23 protein-coding genes are annotated in these 23,349 nt (G+C 39.6%); 19 read left to right on the forward strand and 4 right to left on the reverse strand.

Features of this window, described 5'->3' with window-relative positions; translation table 11 throughout:
* The first annotated feature begins 176 nt into the window (after window positions 1-176).
* The 10 genes from ezrA to FQ087_RS02185 all read left to right on the forward strand — a co-directional run bounded on the left by ezrA (window position 177) and on the right by FQ087_RS02185 (window position 10,101).
* A complete protein-coding gene (gene ezrA / locus FQ087_RS02140; RefSeq protein WP_149578912.1) occupies window positions 177-1,868 on the forward strand; it encodes a septation ring formation regulator EzrA in 1,692 nt (563 codons plus the stop codon).
* A gap of 314 nt (window positions 1,869-2,182) precedes the next feature.
* Window positions 2,183-3,316 carry a cysteine desulfurase family protein gene (locus FQ087_RS02145; RefSeq protein ID WP_149578913.1) on the forward strand — a complete coding sequence of 378 codons (1,134 nt, stop codon included), beginning with the start codon at window positions 2,183-2,185 and terminating at the stop codon, window positions 3,314-3,316.
* Entirely contained in the window at window positions 3,316-4,518 is a 1,203-nt protein-coding gene (gene thiI, locus FQ087_RS02150) for a tRNA uracil 4-sulfurtransferase ThiI (protein ID WP_149578914.1), read from the forward strand. The genes FQ087_RS02145 and thiI overlap by 1 nt, the downstream gene beginning before the upstream one ends.
* Before the next feature lie 283 nt (window positions 4,519-4,801).
* Complete coding sequence (locus FQ087_RS02155; RefSeq protein ID WP_149578915.1) at window positions 4,802-5,008, forward strand: alpha/beta-type small acid-soluble spore protein; 207 nt, start codon at window positions 4,802-4,804, stop codon at window positions 5,006-5,008.
* 165 nt (window positions 5,009-5,173) lie between these two features.
* A complete protein-coding gene (locus FQ087_RS02160) occupies window positions 5,174-5,383 on the forward strand; it encodes an alpha/beta-type small acid-soluble spore protein (RefSeq protein WP_149578916.1) in 210 nt (69 codons plus the stop codon).
* Between the two features lie 174 nt (window positions 5,384-5,557).
* The gene (locus tag FQ087_RS02165; RefSeq protein ID WP_149578917.1) at window positions 5,558-5,764 is read left to right on the forward strand and encodes an alpha/beta-type small acid-soluble spore protein; all 207 of its coding nucleotides are present in this window, start codon (window positions 5,558-5,560) and stop codon (window positions 5,762-5,764) included.
* A gap of 180 nt (window positions 5,765-5,944) precedes the next feature.
* A complete protein-coding gene (gene mbcS / locus FQ087_RS02170) occupies window positions 5,945-7,516 on the forward strand; it encodes an acyl-CoA synthetase MbcS (protein ID WP_149578918.1) in 1,572 nt (523 codons plus the stop codon).
* A 177-nt stretch (window positions 7,517-7,693) separates the two neighbouring features.
* Entirely contained in the window at window positions 7,694-8,599 is a 906-nt protein-coding gene (gene rarD / locus FQ087_RS02175) for an EamA family transporter RarD (protein ID WP_149578919.1), read from the forward strand.
* 625 nt (window positions 8,600-9,224) lie between these two features.
* Window positions 9,225-9,683: a GNAT family N-acetyltransferase gene (locus FQ087_RS02180; protein WP_149578920.1), complete on the forward strand. Its 459-nt coding sequence runs from the start codon at window positions 9,225-9,227 to the stop codon at window positions 9,681-9,683.
* Between the two features lie 85 nt (window positions 9,684-9,768).
* Window positions 9,769-10,101, forward strand: coding sequence for a YhfM domain-containing protein (locus FQ087_RS02185; RefSeq protein ID WP_149578921.1), 333 nt, complete (start codon window positions 9,769-9,771; stop codon window positions 10,099-10,101).
* A gap of 872 nt (window positions 10,102-10,973) precedes the next feature.
* Here the strand turns inward: FQ087_RS02185 and FQ087_RS02190 are convergent.
* Window positions 10,974-11,774, reverse strand: a complete 801-nt coding sequence (locus FQ087_RS02190; RefSeq protein WP_149578922.1) for an NAD kinase — start codon at window positions 11,772-11,774, stop codon at window positions 10,974-10,976.
* Between the two features lie 106 nt (window positions 11,775-11,880).
* Here FQ087_RS02190 and sppA point away from each other — a divergent pair, with 106 nt between their 5' ends.
* From sppA to FQ087_RS02215, 5 genes are all read left to right on the forward strand, one after another.
* Complete coding sequence (sppA, locus tag FQ087_RS02195; protein WP_149578923.1) at window positions 11,881-12,894, forward strand: signal peptide peptidase SppA; 1,014 nt, start codon at window positions 11,881-11,883, stop codon at window positions 12,892-12,894.
* A gap of 13 nt (window positions 12,895-12,907) precedes the next feature.
* A complete protein-coding gene (locus tag FQ087_RS02200; RefSeq protein ID WP_255452120.1) occupies window positions 12,908-13,501 on the forward strand; it encodes an RDD family protein in 594 nt (197 codons plus the stop codon).
* Window positions 13,502-13,531: 30 nt separating this feature from the next.
* Entirely contained in the window at window positions 13,532-14,038 is a 507-nt protein-coding gene (gene tpx, locus FQ087_RS02205) for a thiol peroxidase (RefSeq protein WP_149578924.1), read from the forward strand.
* A gap of 63 nt (window positions 14,039-14,101) precedes the next feature.
* Window positions 14,102-15,013 carry a class I SAM-dependent methyltransferase gene (locus FQ087_RS02210; protein ID WP_149578925.1) on the forward strand — a complete coding sequence of 304 codons (912 nt, stop codon included), beginning with the start codon at window positions 14,102-14,104 and terminating at the stop codon, window positions 15,011-15,013.
* A gap of 79 nt (window positions 15,014-15,092) precedes the next feature.
* Window positions 15,093-16,283, forward strand: coding sequence for an acetate kinase (locus FQ087_RS02215; protein WP_149578926.1), 1,191 nt, complete (start codon window positions 15,093-15,095; stop codon window positions 16,281-16,283).
* A gap of 66 nt (window positions 16,284-16,349) precedes the next feature.
* Here the strand turns inward: FQ087_RS02215 and FQ087_RS02220 are convergent, their stop codons facing one another.
* Entirely contained in the window at window positions 16,350-16,802 is a 453-nt protein-coding gene (locus tag FQ087_RS02220; protein WP_149578927.1) for a universal stress protein, read from the reverse strand.
* 437 nt (window positions 16,803-17,239) lie between these two features.
* On the opposite strand from FQ087_RS02220, the gene ald reads away from it, so the two are divergent.
* Window positions 17,240-18,358 carry an alanine dehydrogenase gene (gene ald / locus FQ087_RS02225; RefSeq protein WP_149578928.1) on the forward strand — a complete coding sequence of 373 codons (1,119 nt, stop codon included), beginning with the start codon at window positions 17,240-17,242 and terminating at the stop codon, window positions 18,356-18,358.
* 172 nt (window positions 18,359-18,530) lie between these two features.
* Here the strand turns inward: ald and FQ087_RS02230 are convergent, their stop codons facing one another.
* Window positions 18,531-19,628 (reverse strand): M24 family metallopeptidase, encoded by a 1,098-nt coding sequence (locus FQ087_RS02230; RefSeq protein WP_149578929.1) that lies wholly within the window; start codon window positions 19,626-19,628, stop codon window positions 18,531-18,533.
* Between the two features lie 106 nt (window positions 19,629-19,734).
* Between FQ087_RS02230 and FQ087_RS02235 the strand changes: the two genes are divergently transcribed.
* Both FQ087_RS02235 and FQ087_RS02240 read left to right on the forward strand, forming a co-directional pair.
* On the forward strand, window positions 19,735-20,415 hold the full coding sequence (locus FQ087_RS02235) for a metal-dependent hydrolase (protein ID WP_149578930.1): 681 nt from the start codon (window positions 19,735-19,737) through the stop codon (window positions 20,413-20,415).
* A 122-nt stretch (window positions 20,416-20,537) separates the two neighbouring features.
* The gene (locus tag FQ087_RS02240) at window positions 20,538-21,845 is read left to right on the forward strand and encodes a DRTGG domain-containing protein (protein WP_149578931.1); all 1,308 of its coding nucleotides are present in this window, start codon (window positions 20,538-20,540) and stop codon (window positions 21,843-21,845) included.
* A 148-nt stretch (window positions 21,846-21,993) separates the two neighbouring features.
* On the opposite strand, the gene FQ087_RS02245 is transcribed toward FQ087_RS02240, so the two are convergent.
* Window positions 21,994-22,314 carry a YtpI family protein gene (locus FQ087_RS02245; protein ID WP_149578932.1) on the reverse strand — a complete coding sequence of 107 codons (321 nt, stop codon included), beginning with the start codon at window positions 22,312-22,314 and terminating at the stop codon, window positions 21,994-21,996.
* Window positions 22,315-22,406: 92 nt separating this feature from the next.
* Here FQ087_RS02245 and FQ087_RS02250 point away from each other — a divergent pair, with 92 nt between their 5' ends.
* Window positions 22,407-23,342 (forward strand): DHH family phosphoesterase, encoded by a 936-nt coding sequence (locus FQ087_RS02250; protein ID WP_149578933.1) that lies wholly within the window; start codon window positions 22,407-22,409, stop codon window positions 23,340-23,342.
* The last annotated feature ends 7 nt before the right edge of the window (window positions 23,343-23,349 follow it).

The following is a 23,349-nucleotide window of genomic DNA, read 5'->3' on the forward strand; positions in this document are numbered from 1 at the left end:
ACATTTTGTTTTAGATTAGTATACATAATGGGACGTCTATAAACAATTTTTGTAGATTTTTATAGGGAAAAACCGATTTTTCCCTATAAATCATTCATTTTCGCAACTATAATGGTTTAAACGTGGTACTATATAGGATAATATCATGGTATAGTGACTCAGACAGGGGGACCACGATGACAACCTTCATCATTGCTATTGTAGCACTTATCATATTGACGACTATCGCCTTTTTATTCAGGCGCAAACATATCCAAGAAATTGGTCGTTTAGAGCAGGAGAAGCTGCAGATTCAACACAAACCGATCTTGGAAGAGATGACGAAAGTAAAACAATTGAACATGACTGGTGAAACCGAAGAAAAATTCGAGCGTTGGCGCAGAGAATGGACAGAATTGATAGACATACATATGCCGAAAATTGATACATTATTATTTGATGTAGAAGATGTAGTCGATCGTTTCCGTTTTAGAAAAGCAACAGAGTTAGAGAAGGAAATTCAAGAGAAAATCCGATTTTGCGATAAAAAAATGAATGACATTTTGCATGAGTTAAACGAACTCGTTGGCAGTGAAGAGAAAAACCGAATCGAAATGGAAAAATTAAAAGAGCAGCATCGTGCCGCTCGCAAAGCGGTACTCGCTCATCAACATTCGTTTGGGATGACAGCGAATCCGCTGGAAAAAGAACTGGAGTCATTTAACCCGAAATTCGTTGAATACGACGAGTTGACTGCAAATGGCAATTATTTGCTAGCGCGCGAAATTGTTATGGCATTATCAGCAAAGGGAGATCATGTTTTTACGTTGATCCACGAAATTCCATCGTTGCTTTCTGAAATACAAAGCAAAATTCCAGCATCGATTCGTGAACTACGAAATGGGACGAGAGAGATGGAAGAACAGTCCTATTATTTGCAACATCTAGAATTAACAAAACAACTTAGAACAATTGAGCTTGATCTCGAAGAACTGTTGGTAAAAATGGCTGATCTTCAAATTGAATCTGTTCAACATTGTACAAGCGAAATAAATGATCGCATTGATTCATTTTATGATGCGCTTGAAAATGAAGTGAATGCAAAGCATTATGTAGACGAACACTATAACCAAATTGCTGAGAGGCTTCACGTAATAACGATCTTGACAAGAGAAACTTCAGACGAGGCAGCTTTTGTTCAAGAAAGTTATCGACTAGATGAAAAAGAAGCACAAATTCCACAACTGGCTCTCAAAAAGTTAGGTTCTCTCGACAAACGATTTGGTGTGCTTATTTATAGGCTTGAGGAACAAGTATCTGCTTATTCGGGATTACAGGAAGAGTTGCAATCCATTTCCGAAGAACTAGAACAAATAGCTGATGAACAGGAAAGTTTCACAAATCGTATGAAAAACTTGCGAATTGATGAAAATAATGTTCGGGCTAAATTGGAAGAACTGTCGCGTAAATTGCAAAATTCGGAACGTATGCTACATAAGGGAAATATTCCTGGTATACCAGATGATATGGAAGCGCGTCTTGAAGAGGCCGATGAACAAATTTATATCGTGACACAAAGTTTACAGGAAGTACCCCTTAATATGAGTCTCGTCGATTCTTATTTAGAGAATGCGGGGAAAGCTGTAGATGATGTCACCTTGAAAGTTGAAGAAATGCTTGAGAATGTATTGCTAATTGAGTGGATCATCCAATACGGAAACAGGTACCGTGCATCTAATCCGGAAGTTCACGCCCGCTTGTTAGATGCGGAAGAGTCTTTCAGACAATTCCGTTATGCAAAAGCATTGGAAGAAGCGGCAACAGCGGTTGAAGAAATGGAACCGGGTGCTATGAAACGAATTGAAGAACTTGTGAAAGAAAACGTCTGAGTTAAAGAGTAGACTACAAATAGCCACCGGCATATAATGCAGGTGGCTTTGTCACGCATTTAACTTGAATCAGCAAATCTTTTTGTACTGAAAGCGGAGCTTCAGCTACAGAAGTCCCTTGCTTCTATAAGTGGTGGGATGAATGCTAAAATACGTATAAATTAATGGGGTGCAAACTCCCTGCTGATTCAAGTTATGCCGTCGGCGGATGTCACAAGTTTTGAAAAGAGTTTATTGCACAAGCGCAATTTGAAATTTGGACGCAATTACTCCAAGGCGTAATGGATTTTTCGTGAAATGAAAGGAAGATTAACATGATATATTTTGATAATAGCGCTACAACGGCTCCTGATGAGGGTGTGCTTACATCTTTTATAGAAGTGAACAAGCGTTTTTTTGCGAATCCCGCTTCAATACATCTTGCTGGGAAGGAAGCCGAGACGCTTCTTGAACGATCGAGAGAACAGATTTTATCGATTCTCGGTGCACCTGACGGAGAACTTTTATTCACATCGGGTGGTACGGAAGCCAATAATTTGGCGGTTATCGGTTTTGCACGTGCTTTGCAAGCCAGAGGTAACCATCTCATCACAACAAAAATTGAACATCCTTCTGTTCTTCATTCAATGGAATATTTAGAGACGCAAGGGTTTGAAGTAGATTATTTGTCGGTTGATGAACAAGGAATGATCTCTGTCGAAGAGTTGAAAAGTAAACTTCGGAAAGATACAATACTTGTCAGCATCATGCATGTTAATAATGAAATCGGCACAATACAACCAATCGCTGAATGTGCACGCGTCATTAAAGAGAACTCAAGGGCGCTATTTCATTCGGATACTGTTCAAAGTTTCGGTAAACTAGCGGTTACGTTAACAGGTGACGGTCCGGACGCAATAACGATTTCAGCTCATAAAATTAATGGCTTGAAAGGTTCGGGTATACTCGCATTAAGAAAAGGAATTACACCTGAACCAATTAATTATGGCGGTGGTCAGGAAAAAGGAATACGTAGCGGTACCGTATCTGTAGCAGATGCTGTGGCTTTGGCAAAGGCAGTCCGGATGAGTGCGACCGATGTTGAGCAGAAGGACTTCAGGCAATGGAGAAATCGTATTATAACGTTTATCGAGCCATTTGAAAATGTTCGTGTGCTTGCCCCTGATAAGGCAGCGCCGCATATTTTAGCTGTAGCATTTTTAAAAGTAAAAGGGGAAGTCGCTGTTAACTTCTTTCAAGAAAACGGCATAACGATTTCAACGTCTAGTGCTTGTTCATCGAAAAATGGCACTGCGGGTCATGTTATAGAGGCAATCAGTGTAAACGGAAAGTTTAAAAACGGAGTAATTCGTATTAGCTTTGGAAAAAATAATATTGAACAGCATGTGGTCGAATTCGAGCAAGTATTTGCACGGTTCATGGAACTGCTTGGAAGGGGAAATAAGTAATGGAATGGAACGAACTATTGATACGCTATGGAGAGATATCATTAAAGGGACGAAACAGGAATGTATTCGTCAAGAAATTAAGAAACAATATTAAAGATGCTTTGAGTGATTTGAAAACTGTCATCATTAAACCAGAACGTGATCGTATGTTTCTTTTTGCGGAAGACAAAAATGATATGGAAGAAGCGATAGTCCGTTTGCCGCATATTTTCGGCATCCAATCTTTCAGTCCGGTAGCAAAATGTGAAGCGACGCTTGAAGCGATTAAAGAAAAAGCTCTAGAAATCATTGGTGCAGATGAGACTGCTGGCAAAACGTTCAAAGTTGAAGTGAGACGTACGGATAAAAGATTTCCGCTTGTGACGAATGAGTTGCAGCTGGAAGTTGGGTCGCATGTATTACGTAGCTTCCCAGAACTTATTGTGCAAATGAAAAAACCTGATATTGTATTGCACATCGATATTAGAATAGAAGGAGCTTTCATAACAGCTAAAGTGTATGAAGGCGCAGGCGGTATGCCAGTAGGTTCAAATGGCCATTCAATTCTTATGTTGTCAGGCGGCATTGACAGCCCAGTTGCAGGTTATCTTATGATGAAGCGTGGTGTATCGATTGATGCAATTCACTTTGCTAGTCCGCCGTTCACAAGTGATTTAGCTAAAAAGAAAGTGATAGACCTTGCGGAGAAGTTAAGTTCATTCGGAGCAGCAGTTAGGCTTCATATAATACCATTCACTGAAATCCAGCAAGCGATTGTTAGTCAAGTACCTGATAATGTTTCAATGACGACAACGCGGAGATTAATGCTCCAAATTGCTGATAAAGTGCGCGAAGAAGAAGGTGCACTTGCAATTGTAACAGGAGAAAGCTTAGGACAAGTTGCAAGTCAGACTCTTGAAAGTTTAACGGCTATCAATGCTGTAACTTCTTCACCTATTTTGCGTCCGCTCATTGCAACGGACAAACTGGATATTATTGATATTGCCCAAGAGATAGGGACATACGAAATATCAATCAGACCCTATGAAGATTGCTGTACAATTTTCTCGCCTTCAAACCCGAAAACAAAACCGAAGCTTGAAAAAGTCGCTTATTACGAAAGTTTCACTGATTTCGAGCCAATGATTGAAGAAGCAGTAGGAAAGAGAACAACAGTTGAGTTGCCGCTTCAACAGGACGACGAATTTGAGAACTTACTTTAAAGAATGTAAATAATCTCGTATGGACCACCTGCATGAAATCTCTATAGAGATACATTCTATATGCATAAAGCTGTATTTAACAATTCATAACTGGAACACAATCGAATATAAGAACAAAAAAAGCTGCATCGGACATTGTCTGATGCAGCTTTTTGCTTATACAGTGTGAGCAAAATGATGGTTGATTAAACTAAACTATAATATTTGGATTAATTTCCCACTTAGTGCTCGCGCATGAATTTTATTCTTTGGCACATTCTATATGCACAAGGAGGTGACAAACATGCCGAACAACAACAGTGGTAATTCGAATAAGCTAGTAGTTCCGGGCGTAAGACAAGCACTTGATCAAATGAAAAACGAAATCGCATCAGAATTTGGCGTACAAATGGGACCAGATGCAGCATCGCGTGCCAATGGATCCGTTGGAGGAGAAATTACAAAACGATTAGTACGTCAGGCACAACAACAAATGAATGGCAACAAATAAAATTTATTATATGACAAGCTGTTTGGAACAACTTTTCGCATATATAGTGTAAGCGAAAATGTAGATGGTTAAACAGTTTCGATAAATTGGTTAAAATTACCAAAGCAGTTAGATGGATAAAATTTTGTAAACGGCACATTCTATGTGCACAAGGAGGTGACAAACATGCCGAACAACAACAGTAGTAATTCAAATCAGTTACTAGTTCCAGGTGTAAGACAAGCACTTGATCAAATGAAAAATGAAATTGCAGCAGAATTTGGCGTACAAATGGGACCAGATGCATCATCACGTGCCAATGGATCCGTAGGCGGAGAAATTACAAAACGATTAGTGCGTCAGGCGCAACAACAAATGAACGGGTACCAAAAATAATTTTTTAAGTAAAAATTGTTCTTGGTAATCTTCAACACAACTTTTTGTTTCTACAGTGTAAACAAAAGTACAGCCGTTTAAACTGCTTCAAAGTGATTAACAAACTTTACCAAATAAAATATTGCATGAAATTCTACATCTAGCACATTCTAAATGCATAAGGAGGTGGCAATCATGGCTAATAACAACAACAGTGGTAACTCGAATCAACTATTAGTTCCAGGCGTAAGACAAGCACTTGATCAAATGAAAAATGAAATTGCAGCAGAATTCGGCGTACAAATGGGACCAGATGCATCAGCGCGTGCCAACGGATCCGTCGGCGGAGAAATTACAAAGCGCTTAGTGCGACAGGCTCAAGAACAAATGAAGGGTTACTAAATATAATTGTTTTTATGAAAAGCTGTTCCGGTAATATTCCGGAACAGCTTTTCGCATTTTTAATCATTATAGACTGTTTAAGTAAAAATCACCTTTGAATTAATATTGAAAAGTTAATTAGTTTTGAATTATCGGTCGTTTGTTTGTATACTTGGGTAATACATAGAAGGGGGAGATTGCATGAATCGTGAACAACTGATTGCACCGAAACGGTATAATATTGTAAGTGAATTTGAGAGATATGCAACTGGCGCAGGTGAAAAAGCACTCATTTACGTCAATGCAAATGGGGACAAGAAAGAAATTACATATGACGAATTAATTGGTATGTCGAATAAGGCAGCTAATGTCTTTAAATCGAATGGACTTGAAAAGGGCGATGTAGTTCTCGTTATGGTACCCAGGCTAATCGAGGCGTATATAACGTACATCGGTGCACTTAAAGCAGGACTGGTAGTTATCCCTAGTTCTGAAATGCTCAGGACTTCAGATATAGAGTATCGATTAGCACATAGCGATGCTAAAGCAATCGTTGCGTTCGATGCATTCACCGATCAATTTAGCGAAGTGAAAAATATGGGGGATGTCAAACTATTCGTTGTAGGAGAGGCGAAGAAAAATCAACTTTCATTAACTGACCTAATGGAAACGGCTTCAGACGAGTTTACCGCACCACGAACGAAAAGCTCAGATATGGCATTTCTATCCTACACATCGGGAACGACAGGCAAACCAAAAGGAGTCATTCATACACATGGCTGGGGATATGCACATCTACGGACAACAGGAGCAAGCTGGTTGGGTATCAAAGAAGGTGACGTTGTCTGGGCTACAGCTGCACCAGGATGGCAAAAGTGGATTTGGACACCTTTCCTATCAGTACTCGGTAGTGGGGCGACTGGGCTTGTGTACGATGGGAAATTTGATGTAACCACTTATTTAGAGTTGATTGGCAAGTATCAAGTGAATGTATTATGTTGTACACCAACGGAATACAGGTTCATGGCGAAAGCGGAAAGACTAGGTGATTATGATCTTTCTTCGATTTACAGTGCAGTTTCAGCTGGTGAACCACTTAACCGTGAAGTGATTGATATCTTTGACAAGAACTTTTCTCTTTCAGTAAGAGACGGTTACGGACAGACGGAAAATACATTACTTGTAGGAACTATGCTTGGTATGGAGGCTCGTCCGGGTTCTATGGGGAAACCAACTCCTGGTAATAAGGTCGAAATTATCGATGATGAGGGGAATCGGGCTGCTATCGGGGAGGTCGGAGATATCGCGGTGCACGTTTCAACACCAGCATTATTTAAGGAATATTTAAAAGATCCAGAACGAACAACGATGCAGTTCCGGGGTGATTATTACATAACAGGTGACCGGGCAAAAATGGATGAGGATGGTTATTTTTGGTTTGAAGGTCGGGGAGATGACATTATTATTAGTTCCGGCTACACAATTGGGCCATTTGAAGTAGAAGATGCCTTGACGAAACATCCCGCAGTGCGTGAATGTGCGGTCGTAGCAAGTCCCGATGAAGTCCGGGGGAGTATCGTCAAAGCGTTCGTGGTGTTACGTGATTCCGAACGGAAAAATGAAGAAGGTCTTATTGCTGAATTGCAGGATCATGTGAAGACACTAACAGCTCCTTATAAATATCCGCGTAAAATTGAGTTTTTGGAAGAATTACCGAAAACTGCTTCAGGAAAAATAATGCGGATTGAATTAAGGAAGCAAGAACAACAGTAAATTAGTACAGAAAATAAACCGCTTTTTAAGAACGGATTATTCCGGACTTTTTAAGCGGTTATTGGTATTTGCAGTTAGGTTATTTATAGTGCTAAATAATCTCATCTTTACGCAACGTATTATGGGGTCTATACTTAAGTTATTATTTCGATAATCAAAATATATGGGGGCGTCATAATGCAAACGGAAAAAAGTGGTGTCCTCTGGGCTGTGGGTTCATATCTTATTTGGGGGATTATGCCAATCTATTGGAAAAATCTTGAGCATGTTGCAAGTGCTGAAATATTAATGAGTCGTATTGTGTGGGCATTTGTCCTGACTCTATTAGTTGTTCTTCTTATGAAAAATGGACGTCATCTTATGGAAGACATAAAAACACTTTGGGCATCGCAAAAGGATTTTTGGGCTTTATTTGGGGCTTCGGCACTTGTCTCTATGAACTGGTTCGTATACATATGGGCTGTGAATCATGACTATATAGTTCAAACGAGTCTTGGTTATTACATAAATCCGCTAATATCGGTATTATTAGGAATATTTTTCTTGAAAGAAAAACTGTCAAGAGCGCAGCAAGTTGCTTTTTTACTGGCGGCAACCGGAGTCACAATCTTGACTGTGTCGTACGGTAAGTTTCCATGGCTAGCATTTACATTGGCTATAACGTTTGCTATATACGGTCTTATTAAGAAGCAAATTAAGCTAGATGCACTGCGCGGGTTGACAATTGAAACGTTCTTCATTGTTCCGTTTGCGGTCATTTATTATGTGTGGCTATTCATGGAAGGCGATGCAGTATTCTTACATTCTGATATAAAGACTGACATTCTACTAGTCTTTACAGGTGTAGCAACAGCTCTACCTCTTATTATGTACGCAAAAGGCGTACAAAGAATTCCGTTGTATATGGCAGGCTTTCTACAATACATAGCTCCAACGATGATGCTGTTTTTTGGAGTTGTCGTTTATGAAGAAACTTTTGGGAAAATAGAATTACTATCATTCGCGTTCATTTGGTCAGCGTTGTTACTCTTTACGGTTTCTAAAGTAATTGAAGTGATGAAAATGAAGAAGAACCTCCTGTAAATGAAGTGGCCGCTGAAAAAGTCTTTCTTTAGATGTTGACATAAAGAATTCCATCAATCTAGTGAATAACATGATCATCTACTGGCGCTACGTGTATAGTTGTCTTTGGATTGCTTTGGATAGAACGACTTCTATACGATTACCGAAGTGTCTTAATATGTAGGGATGCGACTTTGTCGCATCCCTACATATTTTTTCGGTAATCGTATGGTTATCCTTCATCCGTCGCTCTCCAAATGCAAAAGTACTCGAAGTGCTAAAGCTCTTTGGTACGAAAGAATAGAGGAGCTTCCTACATGAATAAAAGCCGCCAAAGATGCAATTTTGGCGGCTGAAGCGTTCTCTATGGTTTTTTCATTTTTATTTTTAAAGAAGTGTCACTTTCTATAAAGTATGCCAATAATACTTGTATAATTTTTACCGAAAGTAAACAAGGAACGCTTTGTGCAACGTGCAAGAGTGCCCGAAATTGCATCTTCGGGCACATACAGTCTCTATAGAAAGTGATCTATTCATTTCTTTCAAATAAAACTGCATTTTTCCAAGCCCTATACACCAGTATTTTATGCAAATACAGGGTCAATCAACAGACGTGGTATTTAACTGATATAAAAGGAGGATAATATTGATTACAAAAATAGATATTACAAATTCGAAACTTGCTGAAGAGGTATTAAGCGTTCAAATCCCTTCTTATAAGGTAGAGGCGAAGTTGATAAATTTCTACGACATCCCACCATTAAGGGATTCTGTTAGCACATTACAACAATGCGGAGAAACATTTTATGGATACTATGTGGATGGAGAGTTAAGTGGAGTCATTTCTATAAAAGTAGAAGAGAGTCTAATTGATATTCATCGGTTAATGGTGCACCCACTGCATTTTAGACAAGGAATTGCCCAGAAGTTATTGGATTTCGTTGAAAGTGTCGGAGAAGGTATAGAAACACTGATCGTATCAACGGGTTCTAGAAATGCACCAGCAATCTATTTCTATGAAAAAAACGGATTTTTAAAAACTGGAGAAACAAAAGTGATGGAAGACCTATCAATAACTTCATTTGAAAAGAAAATAACTCAATAATGCTAACAGCCCTCTTCCGTTAATAGAACTGTATTGTGAAACGGTTTTGACAAATGTACGTCTACTATTGGAAAGGGAGGATAATATGAAAAAGTTATCAATACTATTTATTATATTAGGAACTTTACTAGTAGGTTGTTCTCAAAAGGAACAAATAGAAACAAAAACGGGATATTTAGATTTAAAAGAAAAAAATGAAATAGCTATATTCAGTAAAGCTGTAAAAGATTCGACCGAGGAACCAGGAATTGTTGATATGATAAATCCACAGCATAAATTCAGCATTGGTGAAGAATCGTATTCCCTTTGGATTTCAGAAGACAATGGAACTATTATGAATACAAAAGACACTCACACTATTTACAGACTTTCAACCAGCTCTATCAAAGAGGTTAATGCGTTTTTTAGTAAAGATTAAACCTCCTTCAACCGACGAAGCAGTTAGTTGAAAGAGGTTAATCAAGCGATCTGCCGATGAATATAATGAGAATTAATACCATTGAAAAAACAGTTGTAAAAATTATAGTAAATATACTTCTAGCCATTGCTTTCCATTCCCTTACATCCTTTAACCCGATAACTCCAAGGAAAAATGCTATCACTGTTATACCTAAGACAATATCTAATGGATAAAGCCCTATGATTTTGGTGGAAAAGCTAAAAAAGTTAGCAGAGAATGCTGCAATTAAAAATATAGGGATACAAAGAAAAGAAAGTATAAAGGACCATAAATTAATATTAATTTTTATCTACTCCCTTTTAAATATCCTTTCTAATTTCAACAAATTCTTCAACGCATACCTTTTAAATTTTTTTAACGGAATTAAATAATAGAGATGGATATTAGCTGAAAAATGAAATAATTAGAAAGATGTATATACCTAAGACGATTATAAACCCTGATTGTTCCATAAAAAAGTAAATAATCATAACCAATACACTAGTCGCTATTGCAGAAATAGGCTTGCTACTAATCAAGTGACTCAACTCAATCTTTTTATATAAAGCTAATCTGCCAAATTTGTTGAATAAGAAAATTAATATTAGCTTTTAACAGAACCTTTTCTTTCAACGGAAATGAAAAGTGCTATCTATTTCTATGAAATGACTATTTTACATTGAACGGTTCTTGTTAAAATAGTTGTGCTTTTCAATGCTGCTATCATAGGAATGGCTATACACCAACAAACAGGGGACCTATTCATAACATGAATGGGTCCCCTGTTTGTTATTTTGTCCCAATCAAGAGAATTCTTCACCCGAAATGGGAGGACAATTTTTGTTTTTCTTTTATAAATAAATGCGCTGCACTTTCTCCCAAAAGGAGTTGTTCTTAAGTTTTACAGTTTTCACCGTTTTATCGCTCAATCTGATTTCTACGTTTTCAACTTGGCGAATCCCAAGCGCTTCATTGTCAGCGGCAACCAAAGGGAAAACATTCCCATCCTGGTGAACTTTTAGTTGGAGTTTACGTTCGCCACTCATTATGAAGGACGAGCCAAGTGTTCTGTAATTATTATTGTTTACGGAAGCAAGTTCAGTTACTTGAAAACAGCGAAGTAACGGATCAACAACTGCCCCATTGACTGATTTATTGTAAGCAGTACTGCCAGTTGGCGTGGAAATTATTAGACCATCACCGAGGAATGTTTCGAACAATTTATCGTCAATAATGACATCAAGGACGAATGTCCGAATAATATTGGAACGAATACTGAATTCATTTAGGCAATAAAATGGCTGGTGATTATCAATCTTTACTTCGATAAGTGGATATCTTCTCACTTCAAGACCTGTTTTGCGAATAGTCTCCGTCATTTCGAAAAGATTATTATAATGAAAATCACAGTAAAGTCCGGGTTTACCTGTTAAAGAAATGCCTGCATACAAACAATCCTGACGGAAACCGGTTTTTCGAACGGCTTGTAAAAATGAACCATCGCTACCAATGCTGATAATAATATTCGCATCTTTATCGTTGTCGGTAATTGTAAAACCTTCATGGATAAGTGAGTCTGCCACTTTCGATTTCTTATCGAGTGAACCTTCATCATGTTTACTGTAAATAAATATATTCATTCGATCTGTCATTACACCAAGCCCCCTCTGAATAAGTTATACTGATTTTACCATGGAGTGAAACATTTTGGTGTGACAGAACGTATAAGTTAATGAAATGAAAAAGGAGGAATTTGAAATGACAATGAAACGATGGATCGCAATCATCGTCGCTGCAGCACTTGTTTTTGTGTCAGTGGGTATTAATTCGTTATCGTACATATTTACGAGGGATTTCAACGGGTTCTTTGAAGAAATGATGGCTACATCAGCTTCGGGGTTTGAAGAAGCGATTATTGAGGAAGGAACCGGTAATGACAAAATCGCCGTTCTTTCACTTAATGGTGTTATCCAAGACTTAGGTGACACGTCATCCCTTTTCCAATCTTCGGGCTATAATCATCAATATTTCATGAATCAGCTGTCGGCGATTCTTGAGGATGCGGATGTAAAAGGCGTTGTTCTTGAGGTGAATTCACCTGGTGGTGGAGTTGTTGAATCAGCAGATATTTATGATGCACTCCGAATGATTCAAGTAGAAAAAGAAATTCCGCTATATGTTTCGATGGGCGGGATGGCTGCTTCAGGTGGTTATTATGTGTCAGCCTCGGCAGATAAGATATTTGTTAATCCTGAAACAATTACAGGCTCGATTGGAGTTATTATGGAAAGTGTCAACTATGCGAAACTTGCTGAAAAATACGGTATTGACTTCAATACTATTAAGACGGGTCCTTACAAAGATATTATGAGTGGATCACGTGAGATGAAAGACGATGAGCGTGTAATGCTTCAGGAGATGATAAATGACTCCTATGAGCGCTTCGTCGATATTATCGAGGAAGGCCGCGGAATGACGGAAGCTGAAGTGAAAAAAGTGGCGGATGGCCGTATCATGAACGGACGTCAGGCAATCGAAGCTGGACTTGCAGATGAAACAGGCAAGGCTGGTGATGTTATCGCTGGGATGAAAGAAGATTTTAATCTTCAAGATGCCACTGTCTTTGAGTATGCGTCCCTTGATAGCTGGACTTCAATGCTCGGAGTGAAAGCTGAAAGTATGTTTGGCGGCAATATTGAGTCTGAACTAATTGGTAAGTTATTAAACGATTATAATGCACCAAGGATGATGTATTTGTATGGTGAAAAATAAGGAGGGCTAGCGAATGTCGGAAAATATTGAACAACAACCGAATCTAACGGGAAATCCCGCAGCTGAAGCGATGCCTATTCCGGATTATGAGACAATAGAAACTGAGCATTATCGGGCAAAATATGCGGGTTTCTGGACGCGACTATGGGCATATGCAATTGATCTTCTTGTTCTATCAGCAATAAGTGGAATTATCATCAAACCGATTTTCAGAGTTGCGGGTTGGGAAATTACAAATCCCTCTTTCTTCTTGTTCAGCACCTATAAAGTTACGATTCTTATTTTGCTGTTGCTTTACTTCGCGCTGATGACAAAGTACTTACAGCAGACTGTTGGGAAAATGATTATGGGCATAAGAGTAGTTGCAAAAGACGGAGGCAAGCTTTCATGGGGGGCTGTCATTTTTCGTGAAATTATAGGGAGATTCATATCGAAAATGCTTGTTATCCCCTATTTTTTGGTTATATTTACAAGGAGAAAAGAAGCATTACATGACTTGTTCGCAGATACTGTTGTCGAACATGAGCATTCTTATGAAAAAGAAATACGTGTAGATTACCATAAACGGATTGAGGGACAACAGTTGCCAGAGGGTACTATCATTTAGTAAGATAGAATTAGAAGAGGAGGCGTCTTAATGGCTAACGTTACATTCAAGAACAATCCTGTTACATTGCTTGGAAAAGAAGTTGCAGTAGGTGATACAGCGCAAGATTTCACAGTACTTGCTAACGATTTGAGTCCGGTGACACTCGCCGATTCTAAAGGGAAAATCAGGCTTATTAGTGTGATTCCTTCAATTGATACGGGTGTCTGTTCAACGCAGACGCGTAAATTTAACGAGGAAGCTTCTTCTCTTGGCGATGACGTTCAAGTGTTGACGATTTCTGCCGATCTTCCTTTTGCACAAGCAAGATGGTGTGCAGCTGAAGGTATTGCGAATCTACAAACATTATCCGATCATCGGGATCTTTCATTTGGAGAAGCGTACGGCGTTGTAATGAAAGAACTCCGTTTGCTTGCACGTTCTGTCTTTGTTATCGATAAAGATGATAAAGTGACTTATGTTGAGTATGTCGGTGAAGGCACAGACCATCCTGACTACGAAAAAGCAATTTTAGCGGTAAAAGAATTAACAAAGTAAATACAAAATAATAATAAAACCCACTCCGAAACGGGTGGGTTTTGTCAGTTGAGGGATAAATTCATGACAACAAATACAGAAAAAATATTTTCATTCATTGATACATTTGCAGATTCTACGGAAATGATTTACCTAGAAGCGATTATCGAAATTTGCCAAAAGTGGCTTTCAGGGGAATCGCAGCCAATGGTATCGGATACAGTTACTAAAGAGGATATTCGCAGAGGTATCCAGCTAGCAGTCCTGAAGGGGATGAAGCAAAATGTACAGCCTAACCACCAGATGACTCCGGACTCAATTGGGATGCTCATTGGCCATATCGCTGGTAAATTAGTGAAGGGTGAACAAGGCGTTACACTTCTAGATCCTGCAGCAGGGACAGGTAATCTTCTGTATACAGTTATGAACACAATCGGGAACGATGTCACGGCAACTGCAATTGAAATTGATGATTTGTTAGTTAGATTGTCTGCTGTAACTGCGGAATTACTTGAACACCCTGTCGTGTTCTATGTCCAGGATGCACTCCGGCCGTTATTTGTCGATCCAGTCGATATCGCTGTAAGCGATTTGCCAGTCGGGTTTTATCCGGATGATGAAAATGCGCTCAATTTTGAATTGATGCCTGTAGAAGGACATGCTTATGCACATCATTTATTCCTTGAACAATCAATGAAACATACGAAACCTGGTGGACACGGCGTATTCATCATACCAGCGAATTTGTTTGAGTCTGACCAATCGCTCACATTGCACCCATATTTGAAAAAACAAACGAATATCCGTGCAATCATTCAACTGCCTGATTCACTGTTCAAAAATGTAATACATGCAAAGAGTATTTTAATCTTGCAAAAACCTTTCCCTGAAAAGAAAGTGTCACACGATGTCCTTCTTGCGAAAGTGCCTAATATGACGGACAAGCATGCAATGGCCCTGTTCCTTCAGAAAATCGATATTTGGGCTACTGAATAAAGAGTTAATCTAGACTCGTGGGCTAGCTAAGTGTTTAGATTTGTCGGTTAAAGAAATTAGTTTAAAAGGAGCGCTTTATATGCGGAACATTTTAGCGATAAATGCTGGAAGTTCGTCCTTGAAGTTTCAGCTTCTCCAGATGCCCGAAGAGAACATAACGGCAAAAGGGCAAATTGACCGAATTGGTCTTTCAGAATCGGTTTTCATTATGAAGTTCAAACAAGGCAGAGTGAAAAAAAGTCAAGTTATACAAAATCATACCGAAGCTGTAGCCATGCTTCTAAAGGTGCTAATCAGTGAAGGGGTCGTTGGTTCATTCGATGAAATTGATGGAATAGGTCACCGTGTTGTTCATGGTGGCGAAGTTTTCAGCGATGCCGTACTCATCAATGATGATATAATCGAAATCCTTGAGGGACTATCAAATCTTGCGCCACTTCATAATCCGGCAAACATTGTTGGTATTAAAGAATTTAGTAAAGCGTTACCCAATGTACCAGCTATTGCAGTTTTTGACACGGCTTTTCATCAAACGATGCCGGAAAGTTCTTTTCTGTATCCGTTACCTTACGAGTATTATGAAAAATATGGCATACGGAAATACGGTTTTCACGGCACAAGCCATAAGTATGTAACAGAACGTGCTGCGAAACTGTTGAATCGGCCATTAGGAGACACAAGGCTTATCTCTTGCCATTTAGGAAACGGTGCAAGTATAGCAGCTGTAGAGGGCGGGAAATCGCTCGATACGTCGATGGGTTTTACACCTCTAGCGGGAGTGACGATGGGAACGCGTTCAGGCAATATTGACCCGGCACTCATTCCTTATATTATGGAGCAGGCGGACAAAACCGTTGAGGAAGTACTTGAGGTTTTGAATAAACAATCAGGATTGCTTGCTATTTCAGGATTTTCAAGCGATTTACGTGACATTGAAATCGAAGCATCAAAAGGGAATGCGCGAGCGCAATTGGCCTTAGATGTTTTTGCAGATCGAATTCATAAATACATTGGTTCGTATGCAGCAAGGATGGGCGGTGTAGATGCGATTATCTTTACGGCTGGTATCGGTGAAAACAGTAATGTAATTCGCGAGAAAGTGTTAAAGGGCCTTGAGTTCATGGGAGTTTACTTCGACCCGGATTTGAATGACATCAGGGGAAAGGAAATACATATCAGCTTCCCTTATTCTCCGGTTAAAGTGCTAGTCATTCCGACCAATGAAGAGGTAATGATCGCCCGCGATACCATGCGTGTAGCGAAGTTGTAAAGCAGGCAGTAAACCTAGGTACTATAAAAAAGAGTTGCCACAAGAATATTGTGGCAACTCTTTTTGTTATTTTAATGCTTCAGGAGTCCGAATGACGAGGACATCACATTTTGCAGAACGGACAATGTTTTCGGATACACTACCAATTAGGAAACGTTCCACCATATTTAAACCAGTTGCTCCGCAAATGATAAGATCTGCTTCTAGTTTTTTCGAAAGATCACGTGAAATCATTGTCTTCGGTGAACCATATTCAACGATGACGTTAACATGCAGTAAGCCAGCCTTTTCGGCTTCCAATTTGTAGTTGTTTAATAATTCTTCTGCGAATTTCTGCGCCCTTTCGGCAACCGACCGATCATAAGCTTCCACCGCAGCATATGAGCGCGTATCGATGATGTTAATCAAATTTAATGTAGCTTCGTTTCTGTCAGCAATTGCCACAGCTTTTTTAAAAGCCCACTCTGATTCCTTTGATCCGTCCACCGCAACAAGAATTTGTTTGTATACTAATGTCATTTATCTCACTCCATCCTTAGATTGGTATACTTACTTATTTCGAGAAAAAAGGAAAAAACCCTTTTAAAACTCAAAAAAATGATTAATAGTTTTAATTTCGGTAAAATACGTATGTTTTTGAGTGGAAGCATGAAAGATTTGTCGAATGATAAGATTTATTACGGACAGAATATTTGGCGAATTGATAAATTAGAGCACAAATCATTACTATCTGATAATATTAAAAATAGATTGGTCCGGATAAGAGTTTATCCCGCATTAACAGGCAGTATAATCCCACTTCAAGTCTTTGAGGACATGAAGTGGGGGCAACTGCCCGTAAAATCCCAAATGGTTAAACTAACAATCAGTGGGGGATGAAGAATCCTCCCACTGATTGTTAGTTTAACTTTATCAAATGACCAACTAACTAAAAGTTATCTTTAGGAGGAATCGTAATGATTATTGGTGTCCCAAAAGAAGTGAAAAACAACGAAAATCGTGTCGCAATGACACCCGCAGGCGTTTTTAACTTAAAGTCAGCAGGTCATGAGGTTATCATTGAAAAAGGTGCGGGTCTAGGTTCAAGTTTTACGGACGAGGATTACACTAAAGCTGGCGCTAAAATCGTTGCAACAGCAGAAGAAGCATGGAGTGCAAATATGGTAATGAAAGTAAAAGAACCAGTTGCTGCCGAATACGGTTATTTCAGTGAAGGGCTTATCTTGTTCACTTACTTGCACTTGGCACCTGAAGTGGAATTAACAAAAGCACTTCTTGACAATAAAGTTGTAGGGATTGCTTACGAAACAGTACAGCTTCCAAACAACTCGTTGCCTCTTCTTGCTCCTATGAGTGAAGTTGCAGGTCGTATGGCTACACAAATTGGTGCACAATATTTACAACAAACAAATGGTGGTAAAGGTATTCTGTTGAGTGGTGTACCGGGCGTTTCACGCGGTCACGTAACCGTTATCGGTGGTGGGCAAGCTGGAACAAATGCTGCTCGTATTGCAGTTGGAATGGGTGCAAAAGTAACTGTTCTTGACTTGTCAGTCGATCGTCTGCGTCAATTGGACGAAATCTTCGGCAATGATATCCAGACACTCGTTTCAAATCCATTCAATATTGCTGAGTCTGTCAAAGATGCGGATCTTGTTGTCGGGGCTGTTTTGATACCGGGAGCGAGAGCACCGAAACTTGTTTCAGAAGAGATGGTTAAATCTATGAAGCCTGGATCTGTTCTTGTAGACATAGCAATCGATCAAGGCGGTATCTTTGCGACATCCGATCGTGTAACTACTCATGATGAGCCAACTTATGTGAAACATGGCGTTGTTCACTACGCAGTAGCGAATATGCCAGGTGCAGTTCCACAAACTTCAACGACAGCATTAACGAACGTTACAGTTCCTTATGCACTTCAAATAGCGAACAAAGGCTACAAACAAGCTTGCCTGGATAATGTTTCTCTTCAAAATGGCATTAACACATTGGATGGGCATGTTACTTATAAAGCTGTAGCAGATGCTCAAGGTGTTGAATATGTATCCGCTGAAATGCTATTAAATCAATAATTAATAAAGAAAAGGCTGTCCACACATGTTATGGTGTGGGCAGCCTTTTTATGCTTAAAGAGGATCGATTACACTTTTTGACTTTTTTCGGAGATTTGGAAATCTAGCATTATGGATAAGTTGTAACATAGAAATTACAAATCTAGATTCTGGTCTCTTTGAGCTTTTGTTATTAGGGCTGAATAATCTGCAATTCTTTAGGGAACTTCGTTAATACTTCGACGCCATCAGCTGTTACGACAACATCATCTTCAATTCGTACGCCCGTGATTGCAGAATTATAAATACCTGGCTCGATTGTGAAGACCATACCTTCTTTGAGAGCAAATTCGTTTGTACCCGTCATAGATGGGAATTCATGAACCGAAATCCCGAGTCCGTGACCAACACGGTGTGTGAAATACTCGCCGTATCCTGCTTCGGAAATCACATCACGAGCAGCTTTATCAATGTCCATAGCCTTAACGCCGGGACGCACCAAATCGACAGCAGCCTGCTCTGCTTTTCTGACCGTTTCATAAACTTCGCGCATTGCTTCCGTAGGTTCACCGAACGCAACTGTCCGTGTAATATCGGAACAGTAGCCGTTATAGACGACGCCTAGATCAAATAGGATGAAATCGCCTTTTTGGATTTTGCGGTCTCCAGGTGTACCGTGTGGAGATGCAGTTTTTGGGCCAGATAGAACCATCGTATCGAACGACATTTTCTGAACACCTTTTTTCTTCATTTCAAACTCAATTGCCATAAGAATCTCAAGCTCAGTTTTTCCTTCAGCGATTTCTTTGCAACCAACTTCAATTGCATAATCAGCTAGTTCGGCAGCGATACGTAAGTTTTTAAGTTCATCTTCGCTTTTAATATTCCGCATGCCATTTAATTGTTCATCAAGACGGACGAATTTAGCATCTGCAAACAATTCATCCATCCGCTCTAAACGTTCAACTGTTAAATGAGACTTCTCAATTGCGATTGTGGCAGGGAGATCTCCTCGCTTACGGACCGTTTCCATGACAATATCCCAAGCATCGTCTGTATCTTCGTGTCCAACCGCTTCAAAAGTCCAGCCAGCTGCTTTTACATCGGGAACTTCCATCAAAGGACAAATAACAAATGGTTCTGCATCTTTAAATACCATAACGCCTAGAAGACGTTCATGCGGGTCGCTGTGGAATCCCGATACGTAAAATACGTTATCTGGTGTAGTTATAAATGCTGCGTCAAAGTTTTCTTTCTGTAAAAACTGTTGTATTTCTTTAACTTTACTCATATTAACGCCTCCTATTGTAACTGCAACTATTATAACAAAAAAGAGGGTTTTTGGGTTGTATATCGAAATTTGTCTTATGAAGATAAAAAATGGAGGAGATATTTCAATGCAAATTTCATACCATGGACATTCGATTGTAAAAATGAAAACAGGTAACTACACAATTCTCATCGACCCGTTCATTACGGGAAATAAGCTTACTGATCTTGAGGTGGAAAATGAAAAACCAGATGTTATTTTATTAACACATGGACATAATGATCACGTCGGCGATACGGTCGCAATTGCGAAAGCATGTGACGCACTTGTCATAGCACCAGTTGAACTTGCTGATTATCTGGGGTGGCAAGGAGTACGAACGCACGGTATGAATATTGGAGGAGCTTGCAAGTTTGAATTCGGAACAGTGAAATATACGCAAGCGTTTCACAGCTCGTCGTACACGACTGAGGATAACGAAATCATCTATACAGGTATGCCAGCGGGTATTTTATTTATGGCGGAAGGTAAGACCATTTATCACGCGGGGGATACGTCGCTTTTCGGTGATATGGAGTTGATTGGAAAGCGCCACCAAATCGAAGTCGCCTTCGTCCCAATTGGTGATAATTTTACGATGGGGCCACAAGACGCGGCGTATGCGGTTGAATTGCTCAATCCAAAACTTGCTGTGCCCATCCATTTCAATACATTCCCGCCGATTGAGCAGGATCCGGAAACGTTCAAATCGCTTGTGGAAGGACATGATGTGAAAATAATGAAAGTCGGGGAAGTATTGGAACTATAAAAGTCCTATGATAATTTTTTTTGAAATATCTTATCTGCTGCGTTTAGGCGCTCGGCTTGCGCTTTTGTTTAACCTTATGTGGTAGAATGGGCTTAAGGTCATGATAGAGAAAAGGTGAAGACATGGCGACAAAACATGAATTGATACTCAGTTATATCGAGGGGTTAGCTGTTGGCGAGAAAATTTCGGTCCGCCAAGTAGCGAAGGTGCTATCTGTCAGCGAAGGGACAGCTTACCGGGCTATTAAAGAAGCGGAAAATCAGAAACTCGTCAATACGATTGAACGTGTAGGGACAATCCGAATTGAGAAGAAAAAGAAAGAAAATATTGAACGGCTCACGTTTGCAGAAGTGCTTAACATTGTCGACGGACTGGTGATTGGCGGCCGTGGGGGATTACATAAGACGTTGACAAAATTTGTTATAGGTGCAATGCAATTGGATGACATGATGCGTTACATTGACGCGGGGAGTCTTTTGATTGTTGGAAACAGATTGAAAGCGCATGAAACAGCACTTCTTGCAGGTGCTGCGGTGTTGGTCACAGGAGGATTTGACACGTCTGATGAAGTGAAAAAGTTAGCTGATGAATTGGAATTACCAGTTATTTCGACGAGTTATGACACATTTACTGTTGCAACGATGTTGAATAGGGCAATCTATGATCAGCTGATTGAAAAAGAAATTTTGTTGGTGGAAGATATTTTGACGCCACTAACAGAAACAATTACACTTTCAGCAAAGGATCAGGTCACTCATTTTCATGAGGTGAATAATAAGACGTCCCATACTGGTTATCCAGTTATCGAGAAAAAGGGGAAACTTGTCGGCGTTATTACTTCACGTGATGCAATTGGCAAAATGGATGATGAATTGATTGAAAAAGTAATGACACGTCACCCGATAACCGTCACGGGAAAAACATCTGTTGCCTCAGCTGGTCATAGTATGATCTGGGAAGGTATTGATTTGTTGCCAGTCGTTTCAGATGCAGGGCTACTTGCTGGGATTATTAGTCGCCAAGATGTTCTAAAGGCGCTTCAAATGACTCAGCGTCAACCTCAGCAGGGTGAAACAATTGATGATATTATTAAAAATCAAATGAAAACCATACTCGAACAACCGGATACAGTTGAATTTACAGTTATCCCCCAGATGACGAACCAGTTAGGTTCTTTATCTTATGGAGCATTGACAACGCTTCTAACTGAAGCGGGAAACAGAGCCATCAAAATGCGGAAACGCGGGGAAAGTGTCCCGGAAAATATGTCGTTGTATTTTATTAAGCATGTCCAACTTGGCAGTGTAGTGGTCGTTGTTCCGAAGATCTTACATATGAGCAGAAGGTTCGTGAAAGTAGATTTCGATATACTAAGCGAATCTGACCTAGTTGCAAAGGCCATGATTATGTATCAACTGTTTGAACGGTAATTTTAATTATGTAGATTAAATTAATTCATTCGAATAACGCTTCGGCGCTTAAGGGATGTTTCTAGCCCTGTAAGGCGCCAAATTAGGCTATATATCGAATTCGATACTTCAACATATATGGACAAAAAAACTGATGCACATTTGCGCATCAGTTGTCGTTCAGTTTTGTTTCTTCATCTACGAAGCTTCTGTAATGTTTATAGGCCTTGAAATTGAAAATGCCTACATAAGCTCCGAATAGGATAAATAAGGCAGCAATAATATATGTTGTGATACCGTCAAAAAGCATCAGCTGATTGAGTCCGAAAAACAACAACAAGCCTCCAAGAGAGGCGCCAGACATACTAGCATACATTTTTTTGCGTATTGGAAATAGTGACCTTGTGCGGAACTGCCGAGTCTTAAAGTAAAAATAGAAGACCGCAGAAGCAATGATGAAAAATACGAAAATGAAATTTATCGTTAACATGAAAGCCCTCCATTACATACAAACTTCTTACATTGTAGCGGCTTTTGGAGCAGAATGCGAACTGAATTTATCGAAGCTTGGGGGAATCGGATATGAAAAGACAAATCATCGACACAATTGAAAAGTACGATAAAATCATTATTCATCGTCATGTGAGACCTGATCCTGATGCATACGGATCACAATCAGGACTGAAGGAATTGATAAAAGCAAACTATCCTAGTAAGCAAGTGTTCGCAGTTGGCCAACACGAAGAATCACTTAGCTATCTAGCGCAACAAGATCACGTAGAACGCTCGTTTTATGAAGGAGCTCTAGTGATTGTTACTGATACAGGAAACACGGGGCGAATTGACAGTGAGTTTTATACAGAAGGTGCTGTACTTATGAAAATTGATCATCACCCCGATGCAGATCCTTACGGTGATATCAAATGGGTTAACACCTCAGCAAGCTCGACATCTGAAATGATCTACTCTTTGTACGAAGAAGGTAAACAGTCTTATGGCTGGAAAATGACCACTGATGCGGCTAGGCTACTATTTGCGGGAATTGTCGGAGATACGGGACGTTTTCTGTTCCCGAGTACAACTACCAACACTTTTGAAGCCGTAAGTGAACTAATCAAATTTGATTTTAATCGTCCTGAATTATTTGCGGGGATGTACGAGGTTAAGAGAGAATTACTACATCTAAAAGGATATATGTACCAAAACTTTACAATGGACGAAAATGGAGCAGCATTCGTCAAAATAGATAAAATGACACTTAAAAAATTTGGGGTAACTGCATCTGATACATCGCAGCTCGTTGGGGCGCTAGGTGACGTGCAAGGGATTTGTGCATGGATAATATTCATAGAGGAAGAGGATCAAATTCGTGTCCGACTTCGTTCTAAGGGGCCTGTTATCAATGACTTGGCTGCTCAATATGGGGGCGGTGGACATCCTCTTGCCTCGGGAGCTTCTGTCCATTCATGGGAAGAAGTTGATGAAGTCATCACGAAGTTAAAGCAATTGTGTATATAAAAAAACA

The organism is Sporosarcina sp. ANT_H38 (assembly GCF_008369195.1).
Lineage (GTDB): Bacteria > Bacillota > Bacilli > Bacillales_A > Planococcaceae > Sporosarcina.

Excerpts from the sequence above, each read along its gene's own strand:
- ald (WP_149578928.1), top strand. The coding sequence starts at position 17,240 with ATGATTATTGGTGTCCCAAAAGAAGTGAAAAACAACGAAAATCGTGTC.
- FQ087_RS02215 (WP_149578926.1), top strand. The coding sequence starts at position 15,093 with ATGCGGAACATTTTAGCGATAAATGCTGGAAGTTCGTCCTTGAAGTTT.
- FQ087_RS02245 (WP_149578932.1), bottom strand. The coding sequence starts at position 22,314 with ATGTTAACGATAAATTTCATTTTCGTATTTTTCATCATTGCTTCTGCG.
- FQ087_RS02190 (WP_149578922.1), bottom strand. The coding sequence starts at position 11,774 with ATGACAGATCGAATGAATATATTTATTTACAGTAAACATGATGAAGGT.
- tpx (WP_149578924.1), top strand. The coding sequence starts at position 13,532 with ATGGCTAACGTTACATTCAAGAACAATCCTGTTACATTGCTTGGAAAA.
- FQ087_RS02160 (WP_149578916.1), top strand. The coding sequence starts at position 5,174 with ATGCCGAACAACAACAGTAGTAATTCAAATCAGTTACTAGTTCCAGGT.
- FQ087_RS02200 (WP_255452120.1), top strand. The coding sequence starts at position 12,908 with ATGTCGGAAAATATTGAACAACAACCGAATCTAACGGGAAATCCCGCA.
- FQ087_RS02165 (WP_149578917.1), top strand. The coding sequence starts at position 5,558 with ATGGCTAATAACAACAACAGTGGTAACTCGAATCAACTATTAGTTCCA.
- FQ087_RS02250 (WP_149578933.1), top strand. The coding sequence starts at position 22,407 with ATGAAAAGACAAATCATCGACACAATTGAAAAGTACGATAAAATCATT.
- mbcS (WP_149578918.1), top strand. The coding sequence starts at position 5,945 with ATGAATCGTGAACAACTGATTGCACCGAAACGGTATAATATTGTAAGT.
- thiI (WP_149578914.1), top strand. The coding sequence starts at position 3,316 with ATGGAATGGAACGAACTATTGATACGCTATGGAGAGATATCATTAAAG.
- FQ087_RS02210 (WP_149578925.1), top strand. The coding sequence starts at position 14,102 with ATGACAACAAATACAGAAAAAATATTTTCATTCATTGATACATTTGCA.
- FQ087_RS02155 (WP_149578915.1), top strand. The coding sequence starts at position 4,802 with ATGCCGAACAACAACAGTGGTAATTCGAATAAGCTAGTAGTTCCGGGC.
- ezrA (WP_149578912.1), top strand. The coding sequence starts at position 177 with ATGACAACCTTCATCATTGCTATTGTAGCACTTATCATATTGACGACT.
- FQ087_RS02230 (WP_149578929.1), bottom strand. The coding sequence starts at position 19,628 with ATGAGTAAAGTTAAAGAAATACAACAGTTTTTACAGAAAGAAAACTTT.
- FQ087_RS02145 (WP_149578913.1), top strand. The coding sequence starts at position 2,183 with ATGATATATTTTGATAATAGCGCTACAACGGCTCCTGATGAGGGTGTG.
- FQ087_RS02235 (WP_149578930.1), top strand. The coding sequence starts at position 19,735 with ATGCAAATTTCATACCATGGACATTCGATTGTAAAAATGAAAACAGGT.
- FQ087_RS02185 (WP_149578921.1), top strand. The coding sequence starts at position 9,769 with ATGAAAAAGTTATCAATACTATTTATTATATTAGGAACTTTACTAGTA.
- FQ087_RS02220 (WP_149578927.1), bottom strand. The coding sequence starts at position 16,802 with ATGACATTAGTATACAAACAAATTCTTGTTGCGGTGGACGGATCAAAG.
- FQ087_RS02240 (WP_149578931.1), top strand. The coding sequence starts at position 20,538 with ATGGCGACAAAACATGAATTGATACTCAGTTATATCGAGGGGTTAGCT.
- rarD (WP_149578919.1), top strand. The coding sequence starts at position 7,694 with ATGCAAACGGAAAAAAGTGGTGTCCTCTGGGCTGTGGGTTCATATCTT.
- sppA (WP_149578923.1), top strand. The coding sequence starts at position 11,881 with ATGACAATGAAACGATGGATCGCAATCATCGTCGCTGCAGCACTTGTT.